Consider the following 24531-nt stretch of genomic DNA (forward strand, 5'->3'; position numbering starts at 1 on the left):
CCCCCCCATGACCGCCCCGGGCCGCGAATCGGCCCGCCTGGAGAAAAAAATGCTGTTGATGATCGACAACTACGACTCGTTTACCTACAACCTGGTCCAGTACTTCGGTGAACTGGGCGAGGACGTGCGCGTGGCGCGCAACGACCAGATCACCCTGGAAGAGATCGCCGCGCTCAACCCCGACCGCATCTGCGTGTCGCCCGGCCCGTGCTCGCCGGCCGAGGCCGGCATCTCGGTGCCCGTCATCCAGGCCTTCGCCGGCAAGAAGCCGATCCTGGGCGTGTGCCTGGGCCACCAGGCCATCGGCGCCGCCTATGGCGGCGACATCGTCCGCGCCCAGCAGATCATGCACGGCAAGACCGTCCAGATCTCGCATACCGGGACGGACATCTTCACCGACCTGCCGACGCCGTACACTGTCATCCGCTACAACTCGCTGACCATCGACCCGGCGACGCTGCCCGAGTGCCTGGCCGTGACGGCCACGGCGCCAGACGGCGACATCATGGGCGTGCGCCACAAGACGCTGCCCCTGTACGGCGTGCAGTTCCACCCCGAATCCGTGCTCAGCGAACACGGCCACGCCCTGCTGCGCAATTTCCTGAACCTCGCCTAAGAAGGACGCACCGTGACGATCTCCCCCTCCGAAGCGCTGACGCGCTGTATCGAGCACCGCGAAATTTTCCACGACGAAATGCTGCACCTGATGCGCATGCTGATGCGCGGCGAAATGTCGCCGCAGATCGCCAGCGCGCTGCTGATGGGCCTGCGCGTGAAAAAGGAAACGGTTGGTGAAATCACCGCGGCCGCGCAGGTCATGCGCGAATTCGCCACGCCGGTGGTGACGCCCAACCCCGAAGACCTGCTCGACATGTGCGGCACCGGCGGCGACGGCAGCCACACCTTCAATATCTCCACCACCGCCATGTTCGTGGCGGCGGCGGCCGGCGTGCCGATCGCCAAGCACGGCAACCGCAGCGCGTCCTCGTCGAGCGGCAGCGCCGACGTGCTCGAAGCGCTGGGCGCCAACCTGGTGCTGACGCCCGAACAGGTGGCCGAGTGCATCCAGGCCACCGGCATCGGCTTCATGTTCGCGCCGGCCCATCACGGCGCCATGAAGAACGTGGCCGCGGTCCGCAAGGAACTGGCCGTGCGCACCATCTTCAACATCCTCGGCCCGCTGACCAACCCGGCCGGCGCCGCCAACCAGCTGATGGGCGTGTTCCACCCCGACCTGGTGGGCATCCAGGTGCGCGTGTTGGAACGCCTGGGCTCGCGTCACGTGCTGGTGGTGCACGGCAAGGACGGCATGGACGAGGCCTCGCTGGGCGGCGCCACCCTGGTGGGCGAACTCAAGGACGGCAAGGTCAGCGAGTACGAGATCCACCCCGAGGACTACGGGCTATCCATGATGTCCAATCGCAGCATCAAGGTGTCCAATCGCGAACAGTCGCGCGAGCTTGTCATAGAGGCGCTGGACAATGTCGAGGGCACCGCCCGCGACATCGTCGCGCTGAATGCGGGTCTCGCCATCTACGCAGGCAATAAAGCCGATTCCATTCCCGCAGCGTTAGCGCTAGCATTTGAACTGATTTCCACCGGCGCGGCGCGAGCCAAGCTGGAAGATTTCTGCGCATATACCCGGAAATTCCAGAAATGAACGATATTCTCGCGAAGATCCTCGCCGTCAAGGTCGAGGAAGTCGCCGCCGCGCGCCAGATGCGCAGCGAAGCCGAAGTCCTGCGCGAGGCGCAGGCGCGCCAGGACGTGCGCGGCTTCGCCCAGGCCATCGAAGACAAGATCTCGCAGGGCAAGGCCGGCGTGATCGCCGAAATCAAGAAAGCGTCGCCGTCCAAGGGCGTGCTGCGCGACACCTTTCAACCGGCTGAAATCGCGGCCTCGTATGCCGTGCACGGCGCGGCCTGCCTGTCGGTGCTGACCGACGTGCAGTTCTTCCAGGGCTCGCACGACCACCTGCGCCAGGCGCGCGCCGCGTGCTCGCTGCCGGTGCTGCGCAAGGACTTCGTGATCGATCCGTACCAGATCATCGCCGCCCGCGCGATGGGCGCCGACTGCGTGCTGCTGATCGTCGCCGCGCTCACGCCCACGCAACTGCGCGAGATGGAAACGCTGGCGATGGAGCTGGGCATGGACGTGCTGGTGGAAGTGCACGACGCCCAGGAACTGGACATCGCGCTGACGCTCAAGACGCCGCTGCTGGGCATCAACAACCGCAACCTGCGCACCTTCGAGACCAGCCTGCGGACCACGCTGGACCTGCTGCCGCGCATTCCCGCCGGCAAGCGCGTGGTCACCGAAAGCGGCATCCTCAAGCCGGAAGACGTGAAGCTGATGCGCGAGCACAAGGTCGACGCCTTCCTGGTGGGCGAGGCCTTCATGCGCGCCGCGGACCCGGGCGCCGAACTGGCGCGCGTGGTCGGCTGAGCCGGCGCCGCGCCCTTCCCCTTCTCACGCAACGCGCGTCCGGCGACGCGGCCCGTTCCGGCCGCGCCGGGCGGGCGTTCGCGCGCTCAGCGCGGCCGCGCCAGGCCGAGCGCCGCCGCGCGCCGGTACAGCGTGCTGCGATGCACGCCGAGCGCGCGCGCCGCGGCGCTGACGTTGCCCGCATGCGCGGCCAGCGCGGCGCGGATCGCGTCGTCGGCCATGGCTTGCAGATTGGTCGTGCCCGCCGCCGCCGCGGGCGTCTCGGCCGGCTGGCCGCGGAGGTCCGCCGGCAACATCTCGCGATCGACCACGCCCGCGGCCCCCGCCAGCACGTGCAGCGTGCGCAGCACCGCGGCCAGCTGCCGGTAATTGCCGGGCCAGGCGTAATGCGCCAGCGTGTCCTCGATCTCGGTCGGCAGCACCGGCCCCGCGCCCTGCGCGGCCCATAGCGAGCGCAGCAGCTCGCGCAGGTCGGCGCGGGCGCGCAGCGGCGCCAGCGTCACGGTGTATTCGGCAATGCGGAAATACAGGTCGGCGCGCACCGGCGCATCGGGGCCATCGTGCGCCAGCGCGCGATGCGTCGCGCACACCAGCGTGAAGTCCACCGGCACCGGCCGCGCCGCCCCCAGCGGCGATACCTCGCGTGACTGCAGCACCCGCAGCAGGCGCGACTGCAGCGCCAGCGGCATGTCGCCGATCTCATCCAGGAACAGCACGCCGCCATGCGCCTGCCGCAGCAGCCCCTTGCTGCCCTGGCGGCGCGCGCCGGTGAAGGCGCCGTCCTCGTACCCGAACAGCTCGGACTCGATCAGGCTCTCGGGCAGCGCCGCGCAATTGACCGCCACGAACGGGCCGGCCGCGCGCCGGCTGCGCGCATGCAGCTGGCGCGCGAAGATCTCCTTGCCCGCGCCGGTCTCGCCCTGCAGCAGGATCGAGACGCCCGCGTCCGACAGATGCACCGCGCGCGCCAACGCGCCCAGGGTGGCGGCATCGAAGCTGGCCAGGCCGCCGCGCGCCACGGGCGCCGGCGGCGGCGATGCCGCGGGCAGGCGCAGGGTCGGTTGCGGCGCCAGCGGCGTCAGCGGCGCACGGGCGCGCGGCAGGCGCAGGCGCGCGTGATAGATCGCGCCGGAACGCGCATGCACCCGGCCGGCCGCGTCGGGGCTGTGGTCGAGGTCGCCATCGAACAGGTCGCCGTAGCGATACACGCCCAGCGCCGTGGGCGCCAGCCCCAGCATCTGCAAGGCGCGGCGGTTGGCGCCCACCAGCAGGTCGCCCTGGAAGGCCAGCAGGGCCTCGCCGGGCGTGCCCAGGCCCGAGCGGTCGGCGTGCAAGCGCAGCACCGCGCACGGCTCGTGCGCCGCGTCGAACAGCTGATGCTCGATCAGGTCGACCGCCGCGCGCACCAGCGCCAGCACGTCGGGACGGATCGCGCGCGCCGGGCTCGACAGGTCCAGCACGCCCAGCATGCGCCCTTCGCTGTCGGTGATGGGCACGGCGGCGCAGGTCAGGATGCGGTTGGGTTCGAAATAGTGTTCGGCGCCGTCGACGACGATGGGCCGGCCTTCCACCAGCGCGGTGCCGATGGCGTTGGTGCCGGCGGCGGCCTCGTCCCACGGGGCGCCGGGCATGAGCGCCACGCGCGAGGCGCGCTGCGCGAAATCGATGTCGCCGTCGCTGTCGAGCACCAGGCCCTGCGCATCGGACAGGATCACCAGCCCGTCGCTGCCGCCTTCGCGCCGCAGGAGCGACATGGCCGGTTCGGACAGGCGCCGCAGCGCCTCGTTGCGTTCACGCGCCTCGCGCAGCTCGCCGGCCGTCATGGGCTCGGCGCGGCGCGCGCCGCGCATGTCGAAGCCCAGATCGGCGCAACGGCGCCAGGACCGCAGGATGGGCTCGGCGACCAGCCCGCCGGGCACGACGCCCTGCTGGTTGAACAGCTGGCGCGCTTGCGTCAGCGATTGCCGACGGGATTGACTGGCCATGCATGTCTCCTTGGACGGTGTTCTGCGACACCTGTTCCGCGACACTGTCGCGAAACGCGACACCCTGGGGCGGCAATGCGCCGCCCACGCCCTTTGCCGGCGCGTGGAAATCTACTTTCGCACGCGGCACGCGCGCTTGTCCAGCGGATAACCCCCCGATGGCACGCGATTTGCTTCAGGAGAAGCAGGCACCCGACTGCCGTCATTCCCACAATACCGGAGACAAGCATGGACATCGCGACCCGCGTCACCCCCGAATCCTATGGCACGCGCCTGGATCTCAGAACGCAGTACGACAACTTCATCGACGGCAAATGGCAGAAGCCCGCCGATGGCGAATACTTCGACAACGTCACGCCGGTCACGGGCCAGGTGCTGAGCCGCAACGCCCGCTCGAAGGAGCGCGACATCGACCTGGCGCTGGATGCCGCGCACCGCGCCGCACCCAAATGGGGTGCGACCCCGGCGGCACAACGCGCGCAGATCCTGATGCGCATCGCCGACGTCATGGAAGCCAACCTGGAACGCCTGGCCACCGCCGAGACCTGGGACAACGGCAAGCCGATCCGCGAGGCCCGCGCCGCCGACATCCCGCTGGCGATCGACCACTTCCGCTACTTCGCCTCGTGCATCCGCAGCCAGGAAGGCGGGCTGTCCGAGATCGACCACGACACCGTGGCCTACCATTTCAACGAGCCGCTGGGCGTGGTCGGCCAGATCATCCCGTGGAACTTCCCCATCCTGATGGCCGCCTGGAAGCTGGCGCCGGCGCTGGCGGCGGGCAACTGCGTGGTGCTCAAGCCGGCCGAGCAGACGCCGCTGGGCATCCTGCTGCTGATGGAACTGATCGGCGACCTGCTGCCCCCGGGCGTGGTCAACGTGGTCACCGGCTTCGGCCTGGAAGCCGGCAAGCCGCTGGCCTCGAGCAAGCGCATCGCCAAGATCGCCTTCACCGGCGAGACCACCACCGGCCGCCTGATCATGCAGTACGCGTCGCAGAACATCATTCCGGTGACGCTGGAGCTGGGCGGCAAGTCGCCCAACATCTTCTTTGCCGACGTGGCCGCGCAGGACGATGACTTCCTCGACAAGGCGGTCGAGGGCTTCGTCATGTTCGCGCTGAACCAGGGCGAGGTCTGCACCTGCCCCAGCCGCGCGCTGATCCAGGAATCGCTCTACGACAAGTTCATGGAGCGCGCGCTCAAGCGCGTGGCCGAGATCAAGCAGGGCAACCCGCTGGACGCCGACACCATGCTGGGCGCGCAGGCCTCCACCGAACAGCTGGAGAAGATCCTGTCGTACCTGGACATCGGCAAGCAGGAAGGCGCAGCGGTGCTGGCCGGCGGCGAGCGCGCCAAGATGCAGGGCGCGCTCGAAGGCGGCTACTACGTGCAGCCCACCGTCTTCAAGGGCCACAACAAGATGCGGGTGTTCCAGGAAGAGATCTTCGGGCCGGTGGTGGCGGTGACCACGTTCAAGGACGCCGACGACGCGCTGGCGCTGGCCAACGACACGCTCTACGGCCTGGGCGCGGGGGTCTGGTCGCGCGACGCCAACACGTGCTATCGCATGGGCCGCGCCATCAAGGCCGGCCGGGTCTGGACCAACTGCTACCACGCCTATCCGGCGCACGCCGCGTTCGGCGGCTACAAGCAGTCGGGCATCGGCCGCGAGAACCACAAGATGATGCTCAACCACTACCAGCAGACCAAGAACCTGCTGGTGAGCTACTCGCCCAAGAAGCTGGGCTTCTTCTGACGCGTCGAGGGCCCGCGCCGGGCCGGCACCCGGCGCGGGCCATGGGAGACTGGCCATGCCTGAGATCACTGCGCGCGTGGTGGCCACCGACGCGGCCCGCGAACTGATCGACACCCTGCGCGCCAAGCACGGCGCGCTGATGTTCCATCAGTCGGGCGGCTGCTGCGATGGCAGCTCGCCCATGTGCTACGCCCTGGGCGAATTCATGGTGGGCGGCTCGGACGTGCTGCTCGGCGAACTGGAGGGCTGCCCGTTCTACATGGGCGAAGACCAGTTCGCCTACTGGGAGCACACCCAGCTCATCATCGACGCGGTGCCCGGACGCGGCGGCGCGTTCTCGCTCGACAGCGCCGAGGGCAGGCGCTTCCTGCTGCGCTCGCGCCTGTATTCGGACGAGGAGTGGGCCAACGTGGCCCCGGTCACGCGCGGTTGAAGCCGGCGCCCGGGGCGGCCCGGCGGACGCGGCGCGTCAGGAACGCCGCGGCCCGCCGCCCTTGCCTGCCGGCTCGGCGCCACAGGCCTCCTGTTGTTGCCACTGGAACGAGACGCGGCGGATGCGCGCGGCGCGAAATTGCGTGAACGAACGGCCACCCGGCATGGGTGCGCCACGTAGCGGACTGCTGCTGTTTTTCATTGCGGATAAAGCGTTGACGGAAGAAATCTGCAAGGTGGCCGCGCGGCGGCGGCGATGGCAAGACGGACCTGAAACCGGCAGCGTCAGCCGGCCGCGGCGGCCCAGGCGCTGACGGGCGCGCGGCGGGTCCATTCGAGCGCGTCCTCGAGGCGGTCGTTGCCCCAGAACATTTCGCCGTCCACCAGGAAGGTCGGCGCCCCGAACAGGCCCAGGTGACGGGCCTCGTCGACGCGGCGGCGCAGCGCCTCCTTGGCGGCTTCCGACTTGCCGCGCGCGATCAGCGCGTCGGCGTCCAGCGACAGCCCGGTCAGCAGCGCGTGCACCACGTCCTCGGCCTGGATGTCCTCGTCGCGCTGGAAATTGGCGCGGAACACGGCCAGGCAGAAATCACGGCCCCAGGGTTCGTCCTCGCCCAGCAGCGCGATGCGCGCCGGCAGCACGCTCATGCGCGGGAACAGGCGCGGCCGGTTGTAGGGCACGCCGTACTTTTCGGCCAGGCGCGCGATGTCGCGCATCATGTAGGCGCCCTTGCCGGGAAACAGCCGGAACGGCGTGTCGTTCCAGCCCTGGGCCTGGAAGATCGGTCCCAGCAGGAACGGCCGCAGGTCGACCCGTACCTCCGCCCGCGCCGCCAGCTCGCCGATACGCTCGATCGCCAGATAGCTGTAGGGACTGGCGAAATCGAACCACATCTCGAGGCGGGGCGTGGCGGACAGGGGCGCATTCATGACACAAGCTCCAACGGCTGGGGAACTGGGAAACCAGGCCGGCGGGCCTGGCCGAATCGCCTTCGCTTCACCCGTCGTCCGAGTCATATTGGACGCCGCAGGCGTTATATTGCACAAGCGAAATTTCCGCCGCCTACGCATGAGTTTCACGAATGTCATACCCGCTGGCCAAACTTCCCCCGCTTGATCTGGTCCGAGGCTTCGTCGCCGTGGGCCGGCGCATGAGCATCACGCTGGCGGCGCAGGACCTGCACGTGACGCAATCGGCCGTCAGCCGGCAGATCCGGGCGCTGGAAGCGCACCTGGGCGTGCCGCTGCTGCTGCGGGGCTTTCGCAGCGTCTCGTTCACGTCCGAGGGCGCGCAGCTGTTCCGCATGGCGGACGCGTGGCTCAGCCAGCTGGGCGACCTCACCGAGCAACTGCGCGCGCCGGAGCGCCGCACCCCGGTCACCGTCACCACCACCATCGGCGTGGCCTCGCTCTGGCTGCTGCCGCGGCTGGGCGACTTCCAGGCCGCCTATCCCAACATCGACGTGCGCGTCGCGGCCGACAACCGCGTCATCGACATCGACCGCGAGAGCGTCGACATCGCCATCCGCTACAGCCTGCGCGACACGGTGCCGGACGGCGCGGTCTGGCTGTTCGGCGAATCGGTGGTGCCGGTGGCGCATCCCTCGCTCAAGGCCCGCGCCCTGGACGCGCGCGAGCTGCAGCGCCACGTGCTGCTGGAGTTCGACGACCCCACCCGCCCCTGGCTGCAGTGGTCCGAATGGCTCAACGCGCGCGGCCTGGGCCGCGTGCGGCCCAAGGGCATGCTGCGCTTCAACCAGTACGACCAGATCGTGCATGCGGCCCTGGCCGGCCATGGCATCGCGCTGGGGCGGCTGGCGCTGATCGCGCCAATGCTGGCCGACCACCGCCTGGCCACGGTCGGCGGCCAACCCGCCGATGCCACCGAACATGCCTACTGGCTGGTGCGCAACGCGCGCCGCAGCACGCCCGACGCCGAGATCGTGACGCGCTGGCTGGTGCAGCAGGCCGCCACGACGGCGAGCCTGCTGACCCCGGAATAAGCCCGACAAATGGCGGGCGCCGGCGGACATGCCGTCCTTTCAGACCGACGCACCGGTTGATGGTCTGGGCAGCGCGCTACAAGTTCTATACAAACCTTCATAGATTCGCGCTGCCCCTCCTGTAGATTGCGGCCTGCATCCCCGCACGGCTCCGAGCTCCCCTGCGAATGAACCCCGTACCCACCGTCCCGACGGCGGGCGCGGCCTGTTGCCGCCGCTTTCCGGCAACGCCCCGCATTTCTTTCATGACGCAGATGAAGCGCTTCCGTTCCGCGGACGCCTGGCAAGCCTGGTTCATCAACTTCCAGCGTTCCTTCCTGATCCTGCTGGCGCCGTGGCTGGTGTCGGTGCTGGCGCAAGGCGCCGGCCGCGCCTACCTGCTGGCGGCCTATGCGCCGCCGGGCGCCTATGCGGCGCTGCCGCAGGACATCAACCGCACCCTGGCGATCGGCCTGCTGTTCGACATCAAGGTCGCGGCCATCGCATTCTCGGCGCCGCTGCTGGCCGCCCTGCTGCTGGCCGCGCGCCCGGCGGCGCAGGCCCTGTGGCTGCGTTGCCTGCCCTACCTGGGCGCCGTGCTGGCGACGCTGTTCGCCGCCAGCACGGTGGTGAGCGTGTGCTACTTCGCCACCTTCTCGCGCTCGATCGACATCTTCGTGTTTGGCCTGATCGACGACGATACCCGCGCCATCGTGGCGACGCTGTGGCACGGCTATCCGGTGCTGCGCACGCTGGCGCTGCTGGCGGCGGTGCTGGCCGGCACCAGCTGGCTGGCGTGCCGCTGGCGCGCCCGGGTGCTGCGCGCGCGGCTGGCGCGGCGGCCGCTGGCGCCCAGTGCCTTGCGGATGCTGCTGATCCTGAGCGTGACCGTGCTGGCCTGCCGCGGCTCGCTCGGCGCCTTCCCGCTCAACAAGGACGACACCGGCATTTCCTCGCTGCGATTGCTCAACGACATCGCGCCCAACGGCATTTCGGCCTTCTTCTGGGCGCTGTCCGAGCGCGACAACGACAAGCGCTTCACGAGCGTCGCCGACGACGAGGGCGCGCAGCTCTACCAGCGTTTCCTGGGAAGGTCGGGCCAGGGCCTGCAGCCCTTCATGGCCACGACCGGCGCCAACCCGCAGGCGCGCGAGCGGCCGCCGCACGTGGTGCTGCAGGTGATGGAGAGCATGGGCCATCACATGAACATGTACGACCGCCCCGGCCGCGACCTGCTGGGCGCGCTGCGGCCGCACTGGCGCGAGGACTGGCGCTTCGACCGTTTCCTGTCCGAGGGCAACGGCACCATCGACACCCTCAGCCGCCTGCTGGTGCGCAGCCCGATGCCGGCCACGAGCCAGTCGTCGGCGGCCAACGCCACCTTCGCCAGCAACGCCTTCGCGCCGTTCCTGGCGCGCGGCTACCGCGTGGTGTTCGTCACTTCGGGCACGGCCACCTGGCGCAACCTGGGCCGCTTCGCCAGCCACCTGGGCGCGCAGGAATTCGTCGACCAGCTGACATTGCGGCAGCGCTACCCCGAGGCGCAGCCCGGGGTCTGGGGCGTGCCGGACGAATACATGTTCCGCTACATCGGCGAGCGGCTGGCGCGGGCAGACCGCGACGGCGAGCGCCTGCTCGTCATGGCCCTGTCCACCACCCACCATCCGCCCTTCCTGGTGCCCGAGGGCGGCCAACGCGGCGGCCTCGACCTGGACGACATCGAACGACTGCCCTACTACGCCGGCTGGACCGGCCTGGACGAGGCCTTCGACACGCTGCGCTACGCCAACGATCAGCTGGGCCATTTCCTGACCCGCCTGAAGGCCTCGCCCAACGGCGCCAACACCATCGTCGCCGTCACCGGCGACCACAACATCCTGGGCGTCGACTACGCGCTCGACAGCGATGCCGTGCTGGCGCGCGCCGTGCCGTTCTACCTGTATGTGCCGCGCGCCTATCGCGGGCAGTCGACCTACGATCCCGCGCGCCCCGGCAGCCACAAGGACATCCTGCCGACGCTGTATCAGCTGAGCCTGCCGGACACGCCCTATTTCCGCAGCGGCTGCAACCTGCTGGCGGCCCAACCCGACCCGCAATGGTGCTTCGGCTTCAACAATCCGCGCCTGCTGATCACGCGCGACGGCGCCTACCTGCGCGACCGTCCCGGCCGCATCCTGCCCTGGGCCGATGGCGCCGGCCTGGCGCTGGCGGCCGAACGCGACGCCACGCCGGCCCAGGCGGCCGAACAGGCTCGGCTCGACGCCTACGGTCCGCTGCTGCAATGGCAGATCAACTACCAGGTGCAGCACCAGCTGCCATCGCGCCCGGAGCGGCCCTGAGCCGCGGCGCGGCCCGGACCGGCACGCCCGGCCGCGCCGTCGCGATGCGCGCTAGTCGACCCGCACCAGCGGGTCGCCCGCCGTCATCTCGCCGACCACCGCGGCGTCGGCGAAACCCTGTTCGCGGAACAGATCCAGCACCGCCTGCGCCGCTTGCGGCGCGCACGCCACCAGCAGGCCGCCGGAGGTCTGCGGATCGGTCAGCAAGGCCCGTTCGACGTCGGTCACGCCGGCCGCCAGCCGCACCGATTCGCCATACGAGGCCCAGTTGCGGCCCGACGCGCCGGTGATCACGCCGTCGGCGGCAAAGGCCTGCACGCCCGGCAGCCACGGCAGGGCCTCGCGCCGCAGGGTCGCGGTCAGCCCCGCGCCGCGCGCCATCTCCAGCGTGTGGCCCAGCAGGCCGAAGCCGGTGACGTCGGTGATGGCGTGCACGCCGTCCAGCGCCGCCAGGGCCGCGCCCGGCCGGTTCAGGCGCGTGGTCGTCTCGATCATCACGCGGTAGCCGTCCGCGTTCAGGCGGTTCTTCTTGAGCGCCGCCGACAGGATGCCCACGCCCAGGCCCTTGCCCAGCACCAGTACGTCACCGGCGCGGGCGTCGGCGTTGCGCTTGATGCGGTCCGGATGCACCAGCCCCATCGCCGCCAGGCCGTAGATCGGCTCGACCGAATCGATGCTGTGGCCGCCGGCCACCGGAATGCCGGCGTCCTTGCAGACCGATTCGCCGCCGCGCAGGATGTCGGCGATGACGCCGTGCGGCAGCACATTGATGGGCATGCCGACAATCGCCAGCGCCATGATCGGCGTGCCGCCCATGGCGTACACGTCGGACAGCGCGTTGGTGGCCGCGATGCGGCCGAAGTCGTAGGGATCGTCGACGATCGGCATGAAGAAGTCGGTGGTCGCGATCAGGGCCTGCTCGTCGTTGAGCCGGTAGACGGCGGCATCGTCGGCCGTCTCGGTGCCCACCAGCAGGTTGGGGTAGCTGGCGGCCGGCCCGAAACGCGCCAGCAATTGCGACAGCACGCCGGGCGCGATCTTGCAGCCACAGCCGCCGCCATGGGACAGCGAGGTCAAGCGCGGCACCGCCGCGGACGCAGCATCCTGGGTCATGTCAGTCTCTCCATAGGTGATGGGAAAAGGATAGCATCGCGCCCCCGAATGGCCCTATGATGATCTGGCAGCAGGCAGCAACGGACGGCCGCCCGCCACCGGGCGCACCGACAGCCAAACTTCACCGTGCGTGAGGGCTTTATGGATCGCCGACACTTCCTCCGTTTCTCGGGCGCCCTGTGCGCCGCCCAGGCGGCCTTGCCCCTGGCCGCACGCGCCGAGCAGGCGCCCATCAGCGCCGACTGGCGCGGCTTCGAACTGACCACCCACATCCAGGTGCTCGACCCCGGCGCCCATCCGCGCCTCTGGATACCCCTGCCCTACGCCGCCGACACGTCCTACCAGCGCGGCGCGCAAAGCGCCTGGCTGGTCAGCGGCGGCGGCAGCGCGCAGCTGGCGCAGGCCCCCGGCTACGACGTGCGCATGCTGGCGGTGCAATGGCCCGACGCCCAGGCGCCGCGCGAGGTCACCGTGACCAGCCGCTTCCAGACCCGCAACCGCCGCGTCGACCTGACCCAGCCGTCCCCCGGCGCCCCGCGCGAAAGCGCCGCCACCCTGCGCGAGTTCATCCAGCCCACCGAGCTGCTGCCCACCGACGGCATCGTCAAGGCCACCGCCGACCGCATCACCCAGGGCCACCAGGGCACGCTGGCGCGGGCCCGGGCGATCTATGACTGGGTGGTCGACAACACCTGCCGCACCGCCTCCACCCGCGGCTGCGGCACCGGCGACGTGCGCTACATGCTCACCGCCAACGACCTGAACGGCAAGTGCGCCGACATCAACGCGCTGTTCGTCGCGCTGGCGCGGGCCTCCGGCATCCCCGCCCGCGACGCCTACGGCCTGCGCGTGGCCGACTCGCAGCTCGGCTACAAGAGCCTGGGCAAGGCCGGCGACGTCACCCGCGCGCAGCATTGCCGCGCCGAGTTCTACGCCGACGGCTATGGCTGGATCCCGGTGGACCCGGCCGACGTGCGCAAGGTCATGCTGGAAGAACCGCCCGGCGACCTGCCCGCCACCGACGCCCGCGTGCGCAGCGCCCGCGTCATGCTGTTCGGCGCCTGGGAAATGAACTGGGTGGCCTACAACCACGGCCACGACGTCGCCCTGCCCGGCTCCGCCCACGGCCCGGTGCCATTCCTGATGTACCCCAACGGCGAAACCGCCGACGGCCGCCTGGACAGCCTCGACCCCGACCGCTTCCGCTACACCCTGACCGCCCGCCCCCTGTCCACCTGAACCGGCCGCGCCATGCCCAGCCGCCGCCAACTGCTGCAATCCGCCCTGTCGCTGGCGGCGCTGCCCGCCTGGGCCCGCGCCGCCGCCAGCGACAGCGCCCTCAAGCTCGCCACCGGCCCCGACTGGGCCCCCTGGACCGCCGCCACCCCGCCCCTGGTCCTGCCCGACCTCTCCGGCCGCGAACAGAAGCTTGCCAACTGGCGCGGCAACGTCGTCATCGTCAGCTTCTGGGCCACCTGGTGCGATCCCTGCCGCGACGAAATTCCCCTCATGTCCGCCATGGCCCGGCGCCACCGCGAAGAAGGCCTGCGCCTGGTCGCCGTCAACGTCGGCGAAGCCCTCGGCAAGATCACCACCTTCCTGGCCAAATGGCCCGTCGCCGGCGCCGTGCTGCACGACCGCAACAGCACCGTCTCCAAGAAATGGGACGCCGTGGGCCTGCCCGCCAACTACCTCGTCGACCGCGGCGGCAGCATCCGCCACTGGCACCTGGGTGCCCTGGACTGGAAAGCCGAGAACGTCAGCAGCGTCGTCACCCGGATGCTGCGCACTTAGGCTCTGGCTACCGGCTGGCGGCCGCGTCGGCGGCGACTGAGCTTTCGGCCCGGGCCATTCGTCGCAGCCGCCAATACGCCTTGAGCAGGCGTCGAAGATCGGCGACACCGCGCGCGTGGCGAACCAGCCGCGGCCAGGCGCGAAGATCGAGCATGGCGCGCGCGAGGTGCGCCCGCATCTGCGGATTGTCCACGTCCTTGCGTAGCAGATTCACGAAGCACAGAAGTTCATGCAGCACGTGGCGGGCGATCGAGATACGCGTCCTGCGGCCGAGTTCTTGCCTTGAGGAGACAGCAAGCAAGGTGCCGATGATATGGACGTAGCTGATGCCGCGCCACTGGCGGACCTGGGGTGACGGCGAGAGCGTTGTCGAATCGGGGTTGCGGCGATAGCCGTACACGGGTTCGGGCGCGAAGCCAATCCGCTTGGCGACGAGGGCGAGATCGGCGGTCCAGAGAATGTCTTCGTGGAATATCGTGGGGTCGAACGCCAGCCGGTGCCGGGTGATGAGTTCACGCCTGACCAGTTGCAGGCAGACGTAATGCGGCCATTCGCCGACGCCGACACAGTGGGCGATCCAGTCCTGGCCGGTCATCGTCCGGGCGACGGGCTGGCGTGTCAGGACGGGAGGACGGGGAGCGGGAGGCGGCGTGTCCGTGAACCGATACGCGTTTCCGATCAACACATCCAGATCCTGCGAGATGACCTGTTCATGCCAAGCCGCGAGATCCGCCACGGGCAGCACGTCATCGGCATCGGCGAAGGCAATCCAGGTGCCGCGCGCCGCCCGCAGGCCCGCATTCCTTGCGGCGCCCTGCCCGAGATGAGCCTGTTTGATGATGCGCAGGCGGGCATCCCTGGCGGCGTAGGCCTGCATGATCGCCATGCCACCATCGGAGGAACCGTCATCGACCGCAATCACCTCCATGCTCATCGCGGCATCGCCCAGCAGCGCGTCCAGTTGGTGGGGAAGAAACCGCTCGCAGTTGTAAACGGGGATGATCAGACTGATCTGTGGCGCAATGGGGTCGACGTGGTTCATATCCGGTGATGCGTAGGCGCTTGAATCCTCGCGCCTTGAACCAGGGTCTTGCCATTGGTCTTCGATATTGGATCCATCGTCCAACAGGCGCGGGTGGATCGGTAAACTACGCCGGATTACGGGGCCAGGGGGGGCCGAACGCATCAATACAAGACCGGTCCGCCTATTTTTAGCCGGACGACCATCACGGGTAAGAATGGCGGAAGGCAGCAGGAGTCGAACCTGCCTGGGAACGTCTGACGCCCCCAACCGGGTTTGAAGCCCGGCCGTGCCACCGGACACGGATGCCTTCCAGAAAGACCCGCCTATGATACCGCCTGACTCGCCCCGAGATACGCGCTATCGGCGCGCAGCACATGCGTGTCCCGCACCCGCCGCGTCAGCCCCGTCCGATCGAAGAACTCCAGGATCTGAATCGCCCGTTTGCGTCCCAGCCCCGTGGCGTCCCGGAAGGCCGCCGCGTTCAGCCCTTCCGGCTTTCCGGCCAGCTCGACCGCCAGCGCCACCAGCTCCGCCACCCGCTCGCGGTGATAGAACAGATCCTTCACCACTTGCGCCACGTCCCCGCGCCGCAGCAGCTTGCGCAGCACCTGGCGCACCCGTTCTTCCGGCTCGGCCAGCGACCGCGCCAGGTCGCGCACCCAAGGCGGGTCGTAGGCCCCCGCCGCCAGCAGCGGCAGCAGGCGTTGCGCCAGCTGCGCCTCGGCCTCGGCCAGCGCGGCGGTGTGGCCCGGCAGATGCAGCCACGGCCCGTTGCGCAGCACCCGGCCCTGCTGCCGCAGATCGTCCAGCAGACCCTGCCACAGCGCCTCGGGCGCCGCCGGCAAGGCCATGCGGCGCAGGCGCGAGCCGTCCGGCCCGGGTTCGTCCGGCGCGCCCTGGTGGAACGTGGCCAGCGCCTGCTCCACCCGCGCCCGCAGCGCTTCCTGGTGCGTGGCCAGGATCAGCGTGCGCACGCCCTGCGGCGCGCGCGGCTCGATCCAGGTCGCCCCCTCGGGCGCCGCCAGGTCGCGCACCGGCTTGCCGGTGAGGCGCTGCAGCGTCGTCTCGTCCAGCCCCAGCGCGGCCTGCGCCAGCAGCGGTTGCAACCCGCCGCCATCCAGCATCCGGGCCACGCCTTGCAGCCACTGCATCCGCGCCGGCGCGCGCCGCTTGCGGTCCGGCGCATTCGGATCGAGCACCCGGCCGCCGCCGACCGTGCGCGTGGCCTGCGCGTTGCGCACGATGTAGCGGTCGCCCGGCATCGCGCACACCGGCTCATCGAACACCAGTTGCACCCAGCCCGACTGGCCCGGCGCCAGCGCGTCGGCCGACAGCGGCACCGCATGCGCCACATGGCGCGCCGCGCCGACATGCACATGCAGCGGCGTCCAGGCCCGCAGGGGCGCGTCGGCCGAGGGCAGCAGCGTCAGCGCCACGTCGACATGGCGCGACGGCAGGAAACAGCGCGCGTCCGCGATCCAGTCGCCGCGCGCGATGGCGTCCTTGTCGATGCCCGCCAGGTTCAACGCACAACGCTGCCCGGCCGCGCCGGTTTCGCTGGGCTGGTTCTGCGCGTGGATGCTGCGCACCCGCACCTGCGCGCCCGCCGGCATCAGGCGCAGGTCGGCGTCCTCGTCACCGGCGCGGGCGCGGCCGCCATGCGCCGTGCCCGTCACCACCGTGCCGTGGCCGGCCAGCGTGAAGACGCGGTCCACCGCCAGCCGGAACAGACCGGCGCCGTCGCGCGCGCCGAGCGCCTGCGCGGCCTCGTCCAGATGCTGCTTGAGCCGCGCCACGCCGTCATCGCCGGGACGCGCCGCGCAGACCTCGAACAGCGGGGCGTCCTGAAGAAAGGTATCGGTCGCCAGCGCCGCGATCTCGGCGCGCACCGCCGCCAACCGGTCCGCGTCGGCGCGGTCGACCTTGGTCAAGGCGACGGCGCCGCGCGCCACGCCCAGCAGCGCCAGGATCGCCAGGTGCTCGCGCGTCTGCGGCATGACGCCGTCATCGGCCGCCACCACCAGCAGGCCGAAGTCGATGCCGCTGGCGCCGGCGGCCATGGTGTGCACCAGCTTCTCGTGGCCCGGCACGTCGATGAAACCCAGCACGTCGCCATTGGGCAGCGGCGTGTAGGCGTAGCCCAGCTCGATGGAAATGCCGCGCGCCTTCTCTTCCTTGAGGCGGTCGGTGTCGACGCCCATCAGCGCTCGCACCAGCGTGGTCTTGCCATGGTCGATATGGCCGGCGGTGCCGACGATCATGCCTGCGGCTCCGCGGGTTGCGCCGCGGATGGCGCGGCGGGTGGTTCAGCGAGACTTTCGGCGAGTTGTGCGGTAAAGGCGGCTTCGTCGCGCGCCTCCAGGCAGCGCAGATCGAGCCACAGCGCGTCATCGGCGATGCGGCCGATCACCGGCACCGGCAGATTGCGCAAACGCGTTTCCAGGCGGTCCAGGTGACGCCCCGGACGGCCCTTGCCGCGGTGGCGCACCGCCAGCCCGTAGCTTGGCAGCTGGTCCACCGGCAGGGCGCCGCTGCCGATCTGGCTGAACATCGGCACCGCCTCGACCTCGTAGTCCGCGCCCGCGGCCTGCGCCAGCACGCCGCGCAGGCGCTCGGCCTGCGGCTGGATCTCGCGCTGCGGCCGGGTCAGCAGGCGCAGCGTGGTCAGACGCTGCGCCAGGAATTCCGGCGCGCGGTACAGCTGCAGCACCGGCTCCAGGGCCGCCAGCGTCAGCTTGCCCACGCGCAGCGCGCGCTTGAGCGGATTCTTCTTGATCTTGCGGATCAGGTCGGCGCGCCCCACCAGCAGGCCGGCCTGCGGGCCGCCCAGCAGCTTGTCGCCGCTGAAGGTCACCAGGTCGGCGCCGGCGGCGATGGTCTCGCGCACCGTGTCCTCGCGCGGCAGGCCGAACTGGGTCAGGTCCACCAGCGTGCCGCTGCCCAGGTCCACCGTGGCCGGCAGGCCGCGCGCATGCGCCAGCGCCGCCACCTCGGCCACGCTGACGCTCTTGGTGAAGCCGGTGACGGCGTAGTTGCTGCAATGGACCTTCATCAGCATCGCGGTGCGCGGGCCGATGGCGTTCTCGTAGTCGGCGGCGTGGGTGCGGTTGGTGGTGCCGACCTCGACCAGCTTGGCGCCGGCGCGCTTCATGATGTCGGGGATGCGGAAGGCGCCGCCGATCTCGACCAGCTCGCCGCGCGACACCACCACCTCGCGGCGGTCGGCCAGCGCGTTCAGCATCAGCAGCACGGCGGCCGCGTTGTTGTTGACCACCGTGGCGGCCTCGGCCCCGGTCAGTTCGCACAGCAGGTCGTCGATCAGGTCGTCGCGGTCGCCGCGGCCGCCGCTGTCGAGGTCGAATTCCAGGTTGGCCGGCGTGGTCAGCGCGCGCAGCACCGAGGCCACCGCTTCATCGGGCAGCAGCGCCCGCCCCAGGTTGGTGTGCAGCACGGTGCCGGTCAGGTTGTAGACGGCGCGCAGGCGCGGCGCGGCGGCGCGCGCCAGGGCGCCGTTGATGGCCGCGGCCACGGCGCTCTCGGCCAGTTCCGCGCGCGGCAGCTCGCCCGCCAGGGCGCGTTGACGCAGGGCGTCCAGGTGCCGGCGCAACGCCGCCACCACCTGCGTGCGGCCATGGGTGTCGAGCGCCGCGGCCAGCGCCGGCGCGTTCAGCAGCCGGTCGAGCGCGGGGATGTCGGCGGCGGCGGCGAGCCCGGTCATGGCTATTCCTCCTCGGCGCCGTGCCACAGCAGCGGATTGCCGCTGGCGCGCGAATAGCCGGCCTCGCCCACCAGCACGTCCAGCATCAGGCTGGCGAGGTCGTCGGCCACCGGCTCCACGTGCAGGTCCTTGTCCTGGTAGAAGATCTTGCGGTAGGTGTGGCAGCGGTCGCAGGTCTCGGCCTTGATGGCGGGCGCGCGGCCCTCGATGGCCTGGTAGGCCACGGATTCGACGTCCTCGCAGTGCGAGCACTTGACCCGCACCATGTGCCACTGGGTCGCGCACAGGCTGCAGCACAGGTAGCGGTAGCCCTCGAACTGCCCGCCCACCCGCACCACGCTGGCCACCGGCAGGCTGGCGCAGACCGGGCAGACGCCGAACGGCGAGGCCACCGGCAACTGCTTTTCGTCGAAGCGGCTGGCCAGGTCGGTCCAGTAGACCTGCAGCGCGGCCATGACGAACGGCGCGGCGGCGCCGTCGACGCCGCGATGCTGTTCCGACAGCACCGCCTCGGCCAGGTCTTCCAGCGACTCGGTGTCTTCATCGAGCGCGCGGCGCAGCGCCGCGCAGACTTCCAGGGCCTCGGCCGGCACGTCCTGGCCGCCGGCGACCTCGTCGACCAGCTGGCGCAGGATGTCGCGCCACAACGGGTCGCGCGGCCAGCCCACCGCCTGCAGCGGCGGCATGCCATGGGCCTGCGCCAGGGCGATGCGGTCTTCCGAGGCGGGCGGCGCGTTGCAGCCGCGCAGGGCATGGTGCTGGGCGTCGACCAGCCGCGCCATCAGCAGCAGGTAGTCGGCCACCGGGCTGTCCACGGCCAGCTGCCGCAGGCGCGCCGCGCGCGTCGCGAAAACCGAATCGCGCGCCGGCAGCTGGATGCGGGGAATGGTGTTGTGATCGAGCGCCTCGATCTCGCCACGCGGAAGAATTCGCTGCAATTGCGTCTCCAGATAAACAAACACGGCTGCCGCCCCGCAAAGGGGAGGCAGCCGTGCGGTGGGATCGGGCGGAGCCGGCCCGGCCTGGCCGCCACCGCAAGGTGGCGCCCGCCGGGCGGGACCCGCCTATTTCGTCGTGGACTGCTTGCCGATTTGTTCCCGGAACCAGGCGCGGTGGTGCTTCCACGCCCAGCCCGCGGTCACGTAGCCGCGCAGCATCGCCGTGAGCGAGCCCTTGACCCAGATCGCCGCATAAATATGCACAATGATCGCGCAAATCAGCACCAATGCACAAACGGCATGCAGCACCGAGGCGGCGCGCACCACCCAGATCGGGAAGTAGAAGGCGAAGAACTCGCGCCAGATCACGATGCCGCTGGCGAACAGCCCCAGCATGCACAGGATCAGCACGTAGAACAGCAGCTTCTGGCCGGCGTTGTACTTGCCAACCTCGGGCAGCTTCTCTTCGCGGTTCTCGACCACGTCGTTGAGCTGGCGCAGCCACTGGCGGTCGGCCCTGGTCATCATGTTGTGGCGCCACATGTGGCCGGCGAACACCACGAAGCAGAAGAACATCACCAGCCCGATGAACGGATGCAGGATGCGGGTCCAGGGACCGCCGCCGAACAGGTTGGTGAGCCAGAACATCGACGGGTGGAACAGCGCCAGCCCGGATAGCGCCAGCAGGATGAAGGTGAAGGCGATGATCCAGTGGTTGGTGCGCTCGCCGGGCGAATAGCGCTTGATCCGGCGGTGATGGCGATCGTCACTCATGGCGGATCTCCTCTTCGGCACGGCGTTCGTCTTCCTCGTCGACCTCGTTGCGGCCGACGCGGGCGTAGTGGAAGAAGCCGGCCAGCGCCGTCAGCGCCATGGCGGCCACGCCCAGCGGCTTGGCGATGCCCTTCCACAGCGACACCATCGGGCTGATCTGCGGATCCTTCGGCAGCCCGTGGTACAGCCCGGGCTGGTCGGCGTGATGCAGCACGTACATCACGTGGGTGCCGCCCACGCCCTGCGGGTCATACAGGCCGGCCTGCTCGAAGCCGCGCGACTTCAGGTCCTCGATGCGTTCGGCCGCGTGCTGCTTCATGTCGTCCTTGGTGCCGAACACGATGGCGCCGGTGGGACAGGACTTGACGCAGGCCGGCTCCTGGCCGACGGCCACGCGGTCGGAACACAGGGTGCACTTGTACGCCTTGTGGTCCTTCTTGGAGATGCGCGGCACGTTGAACGGGCAGCCGGTGATGCAGTAGCCGCAGCCGATGCAGTTCTCTTCGTGGAAATCCACGATGCCGTTGTTGTACTGGATGATGGCGCCCGGCGACGGACAGGCCTTCAGGCAGCCCGGGTCCTCGCAGTGCATGCAGCCGTCCTTGCGGATCAGCCACTCCAGGTCGCCCTGCGGGTTCTCGTATTCCGAGAAGCGCATGACGGTCCAGGAATGCTCGGTCAGGTCGGCCGGATTGTCGTAGACGCCGACGTTGGTGCCGATCTCGTCGCGCAGGTCGTTCCACTCCATGCACGCGCTCTGGCAGGCCTTGCAGCCGATGCACTTGGAGACGTCGATCAGCTTGGCCACGGACCCGGTGATGGGTTCGCGGATGCCGGGCGGCGGCGTGGTGGTGGCCGAGCGCCGTTTGATGTCCAGGGATTGCATTGACATGAGCGCTCTCCTAAATCTTCTCGACCTGCACCAGGAACGACTTGAATTCCGGTGTCTGGGAATTGCCGTCGCCCACGAATGGCGTGAGGGTGTTGGTCAGGAAGCCGGGCTTGGCCAGGCCGACGAAGCCCCAGTGGATCGGGATGCCCACGTGGTGCACGGTCTTGCCCTCGATGGTCAGCGCGCGCAGGCGCTTGGTGACCAGCGCCACCGCCTTGATGTAGCCGCGGTTGGACGACACCTTCACGCGCGAACCGTTGGCGATGCCCAGTTCCTTGGCCATGGCCTCGCCGATCTCGACGAACTGCTCGGGCTGCAGGATCGCGTTGATGCGGACGTTCTTGGTCCAGTAGTGGAAGTGCTCGGTCAGGCGGTAGGTGGTGGCCACGTAGGGGAACTTGTCCACCGTGCCCATCGCCGCCAGGTCGTCCTTGAACACGCGCGCCGCCGGATTGCTGGTGACGCCCTTGGCCTTCGGATACAGCGGGTTGTAGCCCAGCGGCGTCTCGAACGGCTCGTAGTGTTCCGGGAACGGCCCTTCGGCCATGCCGGCGCGCGCGAAGAAGCGCGCCACGCCCTCGGGGTTCATGATGAACGGGCCCATGCCGCCGTCGGGGTTTTCATCGCCCTTGAAGTCGGGGATGTCGGCGCCGACCCAGGCCTTGCCGTTCCACGAGATCAGGCTGCGGCGCGGATCGAACGGCTTGCCCGAGACGTCACAGGACGCGCGGTTGTACAGGATGCGGCGGTTGGCCGGCCAGGCCCAGGCCCAGTTCAGGGTCTGGCCGATGCCGGTCGGGTCGCTGTTGTCGCGGCGCGCCATCAGGTTGCCGGCCGGGCTCCAGGCGCCGGCGAAGATCCAGCAGCCGCTGGCGGTGGAACCGTCGTCGCGCAGCTCGGCGAAGCCGGCCAGCTGCTCGCCGCCCTTGCGCGTGACCTTGGTCGCGTCCTTGGGATCGACCAGGTCGACCAGCGCCTTGCCCGAGTATTCCTTGGCCAGTTCTTCCGCGGTCGGGCTTTGCGGGTTGGAGTACGGCCAGGACAGGTTGACGATGGGGTCCGGGTACTTGCCGCCCTCTTCCTGGTACATCTTGCGCAGGCGCGTGAAGATCAGCGACATGATCTCGATGTCGCTCTTGGCCTCGCCCGGCGGCTCGGCGCCCTTCCAGTGCCATTGCAGCCAGCGCCCGGAGTTCACCAGCGCGCCGTCTTCCTCGGCGAAACAGGTGGTGGGCAGGCGGAACACCTCGGTCTGGATCTGCTTGGGATCGACGTCGTTGGCCTCGCCGGCATTGCGCCAGAATTCCGAGGTCTCGGTGACCAGCGGGTCCATGATGACCAGGAACTTGAGCTTGGCGAAACCGGCGTTCAGCTTGGCCTTGTTGGGCGCGGCCGCCAGCGGGTTGAAGCCCTGCGCCAGGTAGCCGTTCATCTTGCCCTGGTTCATCAGCTCGTAGACCTGCAGCATGTCGTAGAGCTTGTCGAGCTTGGGCAGGTAGTCGAACGCCCAGTTGTTCTCGGCGGTCGCGGCCTTGCCCCACCAGGCCTTCATCAGGCTCACGTGGAACTTGCTGTAGTTCTGCCAGTAGCTGAGCTGGTTGGGCCGCAGCGGCTTGAGCGCGCGCGTGGCGATGTACTTGCCGTAGTCCTGCTCGGGCTCGTTGGGCAGCGTCATGTAGCCGGGCAGCAGGTTCGACATCAGGCCCAGGTCGGTCAGGCCCTGGATGTTCGAGTGCCCGCGCAGCGCGTTCATGCCGCCGCCGGCGATGCCGATGTTGCCCAGCAGCAGCTGCACCATGGCGCCGGTGCGGATGATCTGCGAACCGATCGAGTGCTGCGTCCAGCCCAGCGCGTACAGGATGGTCGCGGCGCGATTGGTGGTGGCGGTGGACGCCAGCATCTCGCAGACCTTCAGGAACTTGTCGCGCGGCGTGCCGCAGACGCGTTCGACCATCTCTTCGGTATAGCGCGAGTAGTGCTTCTTGAGCAGTTGGTAGACCGAACGCGGATGCTCCAGCGTCGGGTCGGTCTTGACGTAGCCGTCGTCGCCGCGCTCGTAGTCCCAGCTGGCCTTGTCGTAGGTCCGCTTGTCGGCGTTGTAGCCGGAGTACAGGCCCGCGTCGAACGCGAAGTCCTCGCGCACGATGTAGGAAAAGTCGGTGTAGTTGCGCACGTACTCGTGCTGGATCTTGTCGTGATCCAACAGGTACTTGATGACGCCACCCAGGAAGATGATGTCGGTGCCGGTGCGTATGGGCGCGTAGAAGTCCGCCACGGATGCCGAGCGCGTGAAGCGCGGATCCACGACGATCAGCTTCGCCTTGTTATGGGCTTTCGCTTCCGTGACCCATTTGAACCCGCACGGGTGGGCCTCGGCGGCATTGCCGCCCATGATCAGTACTACGTCCGCGTTCTTGATGTCGACCCAATGGTTCGTCATCGCTCCACGGCCAAACGTCGGGGCAAGACCTGCCACCGTCGGGCCATGTCAGACACGGGCTTGATTGTCGAACGCCAGCATCCCCATGCTGCGCACAGTCTTGTGCGTGATGTAGCCCACCTCGTTGCTGCTTGCCGAGGCGGCCAGCATGCCGGTGGTCAGCCACCGGTTGACCGTCTTGCCGTCGTCGGTCTTTTCGACAAAGTTGGCGTCACGGTCGGCCTTCATGAGCTTGGTGATGCGCGTCAGGGCGTCGTCCCACGACATCCGCTCCCACTTGTCCGAACCGGGCGCCCGGTATTCCGGGTACTTCAGGCGGTTGGGGCTGTGGATGAAGTCGATCAGGGCCGCGCCCTTGGGACAGAGCGTGCCGCGGTTGACGGGGTGGTCGGGGTCGCCCTCGATGTGCATGATGCTGGCGCGGGCGTTCTTGGCGCCGTCGCCCAGGCCATACATCAGCAGACCACAGGCGACCGAACAGTAGGGACAGGTGTTGCGCGTTTCCGTCATGCGCGCAAGCTTGTACTGGCGCACCTCGGCCATGGCCGTGCCGGGGGCTACCCCCAGCAATGCCAGGCTCGAGCCGGCCAGCGTCGTACCGGTCACCTTGAAGAACTGGCGGCGGTTCATGTTGACCATGAAGCACTCCTCTCCGGGTGAATGGGGGGAAGCCGCGGGGCCGTCCAGGGGAAAAGCCCTACGAATTCCAAGGATATGCAAGCAAGTATAGGCGCAGCGCGGACGAGTTTCCATGCCTTGCGTCCCCCGACCATGAAATCGAGCAATGAGAACGATTTACGGCCAGGATCGGGGTTTTTCGCGGATTTTGGATGATCGCGAGACTGCTACCATTGCCGACGGCGGGTTCCGGCCCGCTTTTCCGCCCGTCCCGCATGC

The 24531-nt window shown here is 69.2% G+C and carries 19 protein-coding genes and 1 tRNA gene; 9 read left to right on the forward strand and 11 right to left on the reverse strand.

The features are described from left to right. Positions 1–49: 49 nt before the first annotated feature. From AOZ49_RS27045 to trpC, 3 genes are read left to right on the forward strand one after another with little or no spacing between them, the layout of a single operon-like run. Entirely contained in the window at positions 50–616 is a 567-nt protein-coding gene (locus AOZ49_RS27045) for an aminodeoxychorismate/anthranilate synthase component II (RefSeq protein WP_054435071.1), read from the forward strand. Between the two features lie 12 nt (positions 617–628). Next, positions 629–1660, forward strand: a complete 1032-nt coding sequence (gene trpD, locus AOZ49_RS27050) for an anthranilate phosphoribosyltransferase (protein ID WP_006392504.1) — start codon at positions 629–631, stop codon at positions 1658–1660. Then, positions 1657–2445 (forward strand): indole-3-glycerol phosphate synthase TrpC, encoded by a 789-nt coding sequence (gene trpC / locus AOZ49_RS27055; RefSeq protein WP_054478833.1) that lies wholly within the window; start codon positions 1657–1659, stop codon positions 2443–2445. Before trpD ends, trpC begins: the two co-directional genes overlap by 4 nt. An 86-nt stretch (positions 2446–2531) precedes the next feature. Here trpC and AOZ49_RS27060 read toward each other — a convergent pair whose 3' ends face one another. Next, a complete protein-coding gene (locus tag AOZ49_RS27060; RefSeq protein WP_054478835.1) occupies positions 2532–4430 on the reverse strand; it encodes a sigma-54-dependent Fis family transcriptional regulator in 1899 nt (632 codons plus the stop codon). 228 nt (positions 4431–4658) lie between these two features. On the opposite strand from AOZ49_RS27060, the gene adh reads away from it, so the two are divergent. Beyond that, positions 4659–6188, forward strand: a complete 1530-nt coding sequence (gene adh, locus AOZ49_RS27065; protein ID WP_054478837.1) for an aldehyde dehydrogenase — start codon at positions 4659–4661, stop codon at positions 6186–6188. Between the two features lie 55 nt (positions 6189–6243). After that, a complete protein-coding gene (locus AOZ49_RS27070; RefSeq protein WP_054435053.1) occupies positions 6244–6621 on the forward strand; it encodes a DUF779 domain-containing protein in 378 nt (125 codons plus the stop codon). Between the two features lie 284 nt (positions 6622–6905). Here the strand turns inward: AOZ49_RS27070 and AOZ49_RS27075 are convergent, their stop codons facing one another. Then, complete coding sequence (locus tag AOZ49_RS27075; RefSeq protein ID WP_054478840.1) at positions 6906–7550, reverse strand: 2-hydroxychromene-2-carboxylate isomerase; 645 nt, start codon at positions 7548–7550, stop codon at positions 6906–6908. A gap of 152 nt (positions 7551–7702) precedes the next feature. Between AOZ49_RS27075 and AOZ49_RS27080 the strand changes: the two genes are divergently transcribed. Both AOZ49_RS27080 and AOZ49_RS27085 read left to right on the forward strand, forming a co-directional pair. Next, entirely contained in the window at positions 7703–8623 is a 921-nt protein-coding gene (locus AOZ49_RS27080; RefSeq protein WP_054435048.1) for a LysR substrate-binding domain-containing protein, read from the forward strand. A gap of 245 nt (positions 8624–8868) precedes the next feature. Then, positions 8869–10941 (forward strand): LTA synthase family protein, encoded by a 2073-nt coding sequence (locus tag AOZ49_RS27085; RefSeq protein ID WP_231690452.1) that lies wholly within the window; start codon positions 8869–8871, stop codon positions 10939–10941. Positions 10942–10992: 51 nt separating this feature from the next. Here the strand turns inward: AOZ49_RS27085 and selD are convergent, their stop codons facing one another. Continuing rightward, positions 10993–12054 (reverse strand): selenide, water dikinase SelD, encoded by a 1062-nt coding sequence (gene selD / locus AOZ49_RS27090; protein ID WP_054435045.1) that lies wholly within the window; start codon positions 12052–12054, stop codon positions 10993–10995. Positions 12055–12195: 141 nt separating this feature from the next. Here selD and AOZ49_RS27095 point away from each other — a divergent pair, with 141 nt between their 5' ends. Both AOZ49_RS27095 and AOZ49_RS27100 read left to right on the forward strand, forming a co-directional pair. Further along, positions 12196–13293, forward strand: a complete 1098-nt coding sequence (locus AOZ49_RS27095; RefSeq protein WP_054478842.1) for a transglutaminase-like domain-containing protein — start codon at positions 12196–12198, stop codon at positions 13291–13293. A 12-nt stretch (positions 13294–13305) separates the two neighbouring features. Continuing rightward, complete coding sequence (locus AOZ49_RS27100) at positions 13306–13848, forward strand: TlpA disulfide reductase family protein (protein ID WP_054478845.1); 543 nt, start codon at positions 13306–13308, stop codon at positions 13846–13848. Positions 13849–13855: 7 nt separating this feature from the next. On the opposite strand, the gene AOZ49_RS27105 is transcribed toward AOZ49_RS27100, so the two are convergent. The 8 genes from AOZ49_RS27105 to fdnG all read right to left on the reverse strand — a co-directional run bounded on the left by AOZ49_RS27105 (position 13856) and on the right by fdnG (position 24273). Next, on the reverse strand, positions 13856–14890 hold the full coding sequence (locus tag AOZ49_RS27105) for a glycosyltransferase (protein ID WP_054435034.1): 1035 nt from the start codon (positions 14888–14890) through the stop codon (positions 13856–13858). A gap of 197 nt (positions 14891–15087) precedes the next feature. Next, positions 15088–15183 (reverse strand) — tRNA-Sec (locus AOZ49_RS27110). Between the two features lie 12 nt (positions 15184–15195). After that, the gene (selB, locus tag AOZ49_RS27115) at positions 15196–17133 is read right to left on the reverse strand and encodes a selenocysteine-specific translation elongation factor (protein ID WP_054478846.1); all 1938 of its coding nucleotides are present in this window, start codon (positions 17131–17133) and stop codon (positions 15196–15198) included. After that, positions 17130–18590, reverse strand: coding sequence for an L-seryl-tRNA(Sec) selenium transferase (selA, locus tag AOZ49_RS27120; protein WP_054478848.1), 1461 nt, complete (start codon positions 18588–18590; stop codon positions 17130–17132). The genes selB and selA overlap by 4 nt, the downstream gene beginning before the upstream one ends. Positions 18591–18592: 2 nt before the next feature. After that, positions 18593–19528 (reverse strand): formate dehydrogenase accessory protein FdhE, encoded by a 936-nt coding sequence (gene fdhE / locus AOZ49_RS27125; RefSeq protein ID WP_054435024.1) that lies wholly within the window; start codon positions 19526–19528, stop codon positions 18593–18595. A 126-nt stretch (positions 19529–19654) separates the two neighbouring features. Beyond that, positions 19655–20302 carry a formate dehydrogenase subunit gamma gene (locus AOZ49_RS27130; protein ID WP_054478850.1) on the reverse strand — a complete coding sequence of 216 codons (648 nt, stop codon included), beginning with the start codon at positions 20300–20302 and terminating at the stop codon, positions 19655–19657. Next, a complete protein-coding gene (gene fdxH, locus AOZ49_RS27135) occupies positions 20295–21194 on the reverse strand; it encodes a formate dehydrogenase subunit beta (RefSeq protein ID WP_054435021.1) in 900 nt (299 codons plus the stop codon). The genes AOZ49_RS27130 and fdxH overlap by 8 nt, the downstream gene beginning before the upstream one ends. Positions 21195–21204: 10 nt before the next feature. Then, positions 21205–24273, reverse strand: coding sequence for a formate dehydrogenase-N subunit alpha (gene fdnG / locus AOZ49_RS27140; RefSeq protein ID WP_156333555.1), 3069 nt, complete (start codon positions 24271–24273; stop codon positions 21205–21207). Between the last annotated feature and the right edge of the window lie 258 nt (positions 24274–24531).

The sequence above is a fragment of the Achromobacter sp. 2789STDY5608615 genome (genome assembly GCF_001298995.1).
GTDB classification, from domain to species: Bacteria; Pseudomonadota; Gammaproteobacteria; order Burkholderiales; family Burkholderiaceae_B; genus Achromobacter; species Achromobacter insuavis.

Coding starts and splice junctions, on each gene's coding strand:
- AOZ49_RS27095 (WP_054478842.1), top strand. CDS start 12,196: ATGGATCGCCGACACTTCCTCCGTTTCTCGGGCGCCCTGTGCGCCGCC.
- trpC (WP_054478833.1), top strand. CDS start 1,657: ATGAACGATATTCTCGCGAAGATCCTCGCCGTCAAGGTCGAGGAAGTC.
- AOZ49_RS27130 (WP_054478850.1), bottom strand. CDS start 20,302: ATGAGTGACGATCGCCATCACCGCCGGATCAAGCGCTATTCGCCCGGC.
- AOZ49_RS27070 (WP_054435053.1), top strand. CDS start 6,244: ATGCCTGAGATCACTGCGCGCGTGGTGGCCACCGACGCGGCCCGCGAA.
- adh (WP_054478837.1), top strand. CDS start 4,659: ATGGACATCGCGACCCGCGTCACCCCCGAATCCTATGGCACGCGCCTG.
- AOZ49_RS27085 (WP_231690452.1), top strand. CDS start 8,869: ATGACGCAGATGAAGCGCTTCCGTTCCGCGGACGCCTGGCAAGCCTGG.
- selD (WP_054435045.1), bottom strand. CDS start 12,054: ATGACCCAGGATGCTGCGTCCGCGGCGGTGCCGCGCTTGACCTCGCTG.
- selB (WP_054478846.1), bottom strand. CDS start 17,133: ATGATCGTCGGCACCGCCGGCCATATCGACCATGGCAAGACCACGCTG.
- AOZ49_RS27105 (WP_054435034.1), bottom strand. CDS start 14,890: ATGAACCACGTCGACCCCATTGCGCCACAGATCAGTCTGATCATCCCC.
- selA (WP_054478848.1), bottom strand. CDS start 18,590: ATGACCGGGCTCGCCGCCGCCGCCGACATCCCCGCGCTCGACCGGCTG.
- AOZ49_RS27100 (WP_054478845.1), top strand. CDS start 13,306: ATGCCCAGCCGCCGCCAACTGCTGCAATCCGCCCTGTCGCTGGCGGCG.
- AOZ49_RS27045 (WP_054435071.1), top strand. CDS start 50: ATGCTGTTGATGATCGACAACTACGACTCGTTTACCTACAACCTGGTC.
- AOZ49_RS27060 (WP_054478835.1), bottom strand. CDS start 4,430: ATGGCCAGTCAATCCCGTCGGCAATCGCTGACGCAAGCGCGCCAGCTG.
- fdxH (WP_054435021.1), bottom strand. CDS start 21,194: ATGTCAATGCAATCCCTGGACATCAAACGGCGCTCGGCCACCACCACG.
- AOZ49_RS27075 (WP_054478840.1), bottom strand. CDS start 7,550: ATGAATGCGCCCCTGTCCGCCACGCCCCGCCTCGAGATGTGGTTCGAT.
- AOZ49_RS27080 (WP_054435048.1), top strand. CDS start 7,703: ATGTCATACCCGCTGGCCAAACTTCCCCCGCTTGATCTGGTCCGAGGC.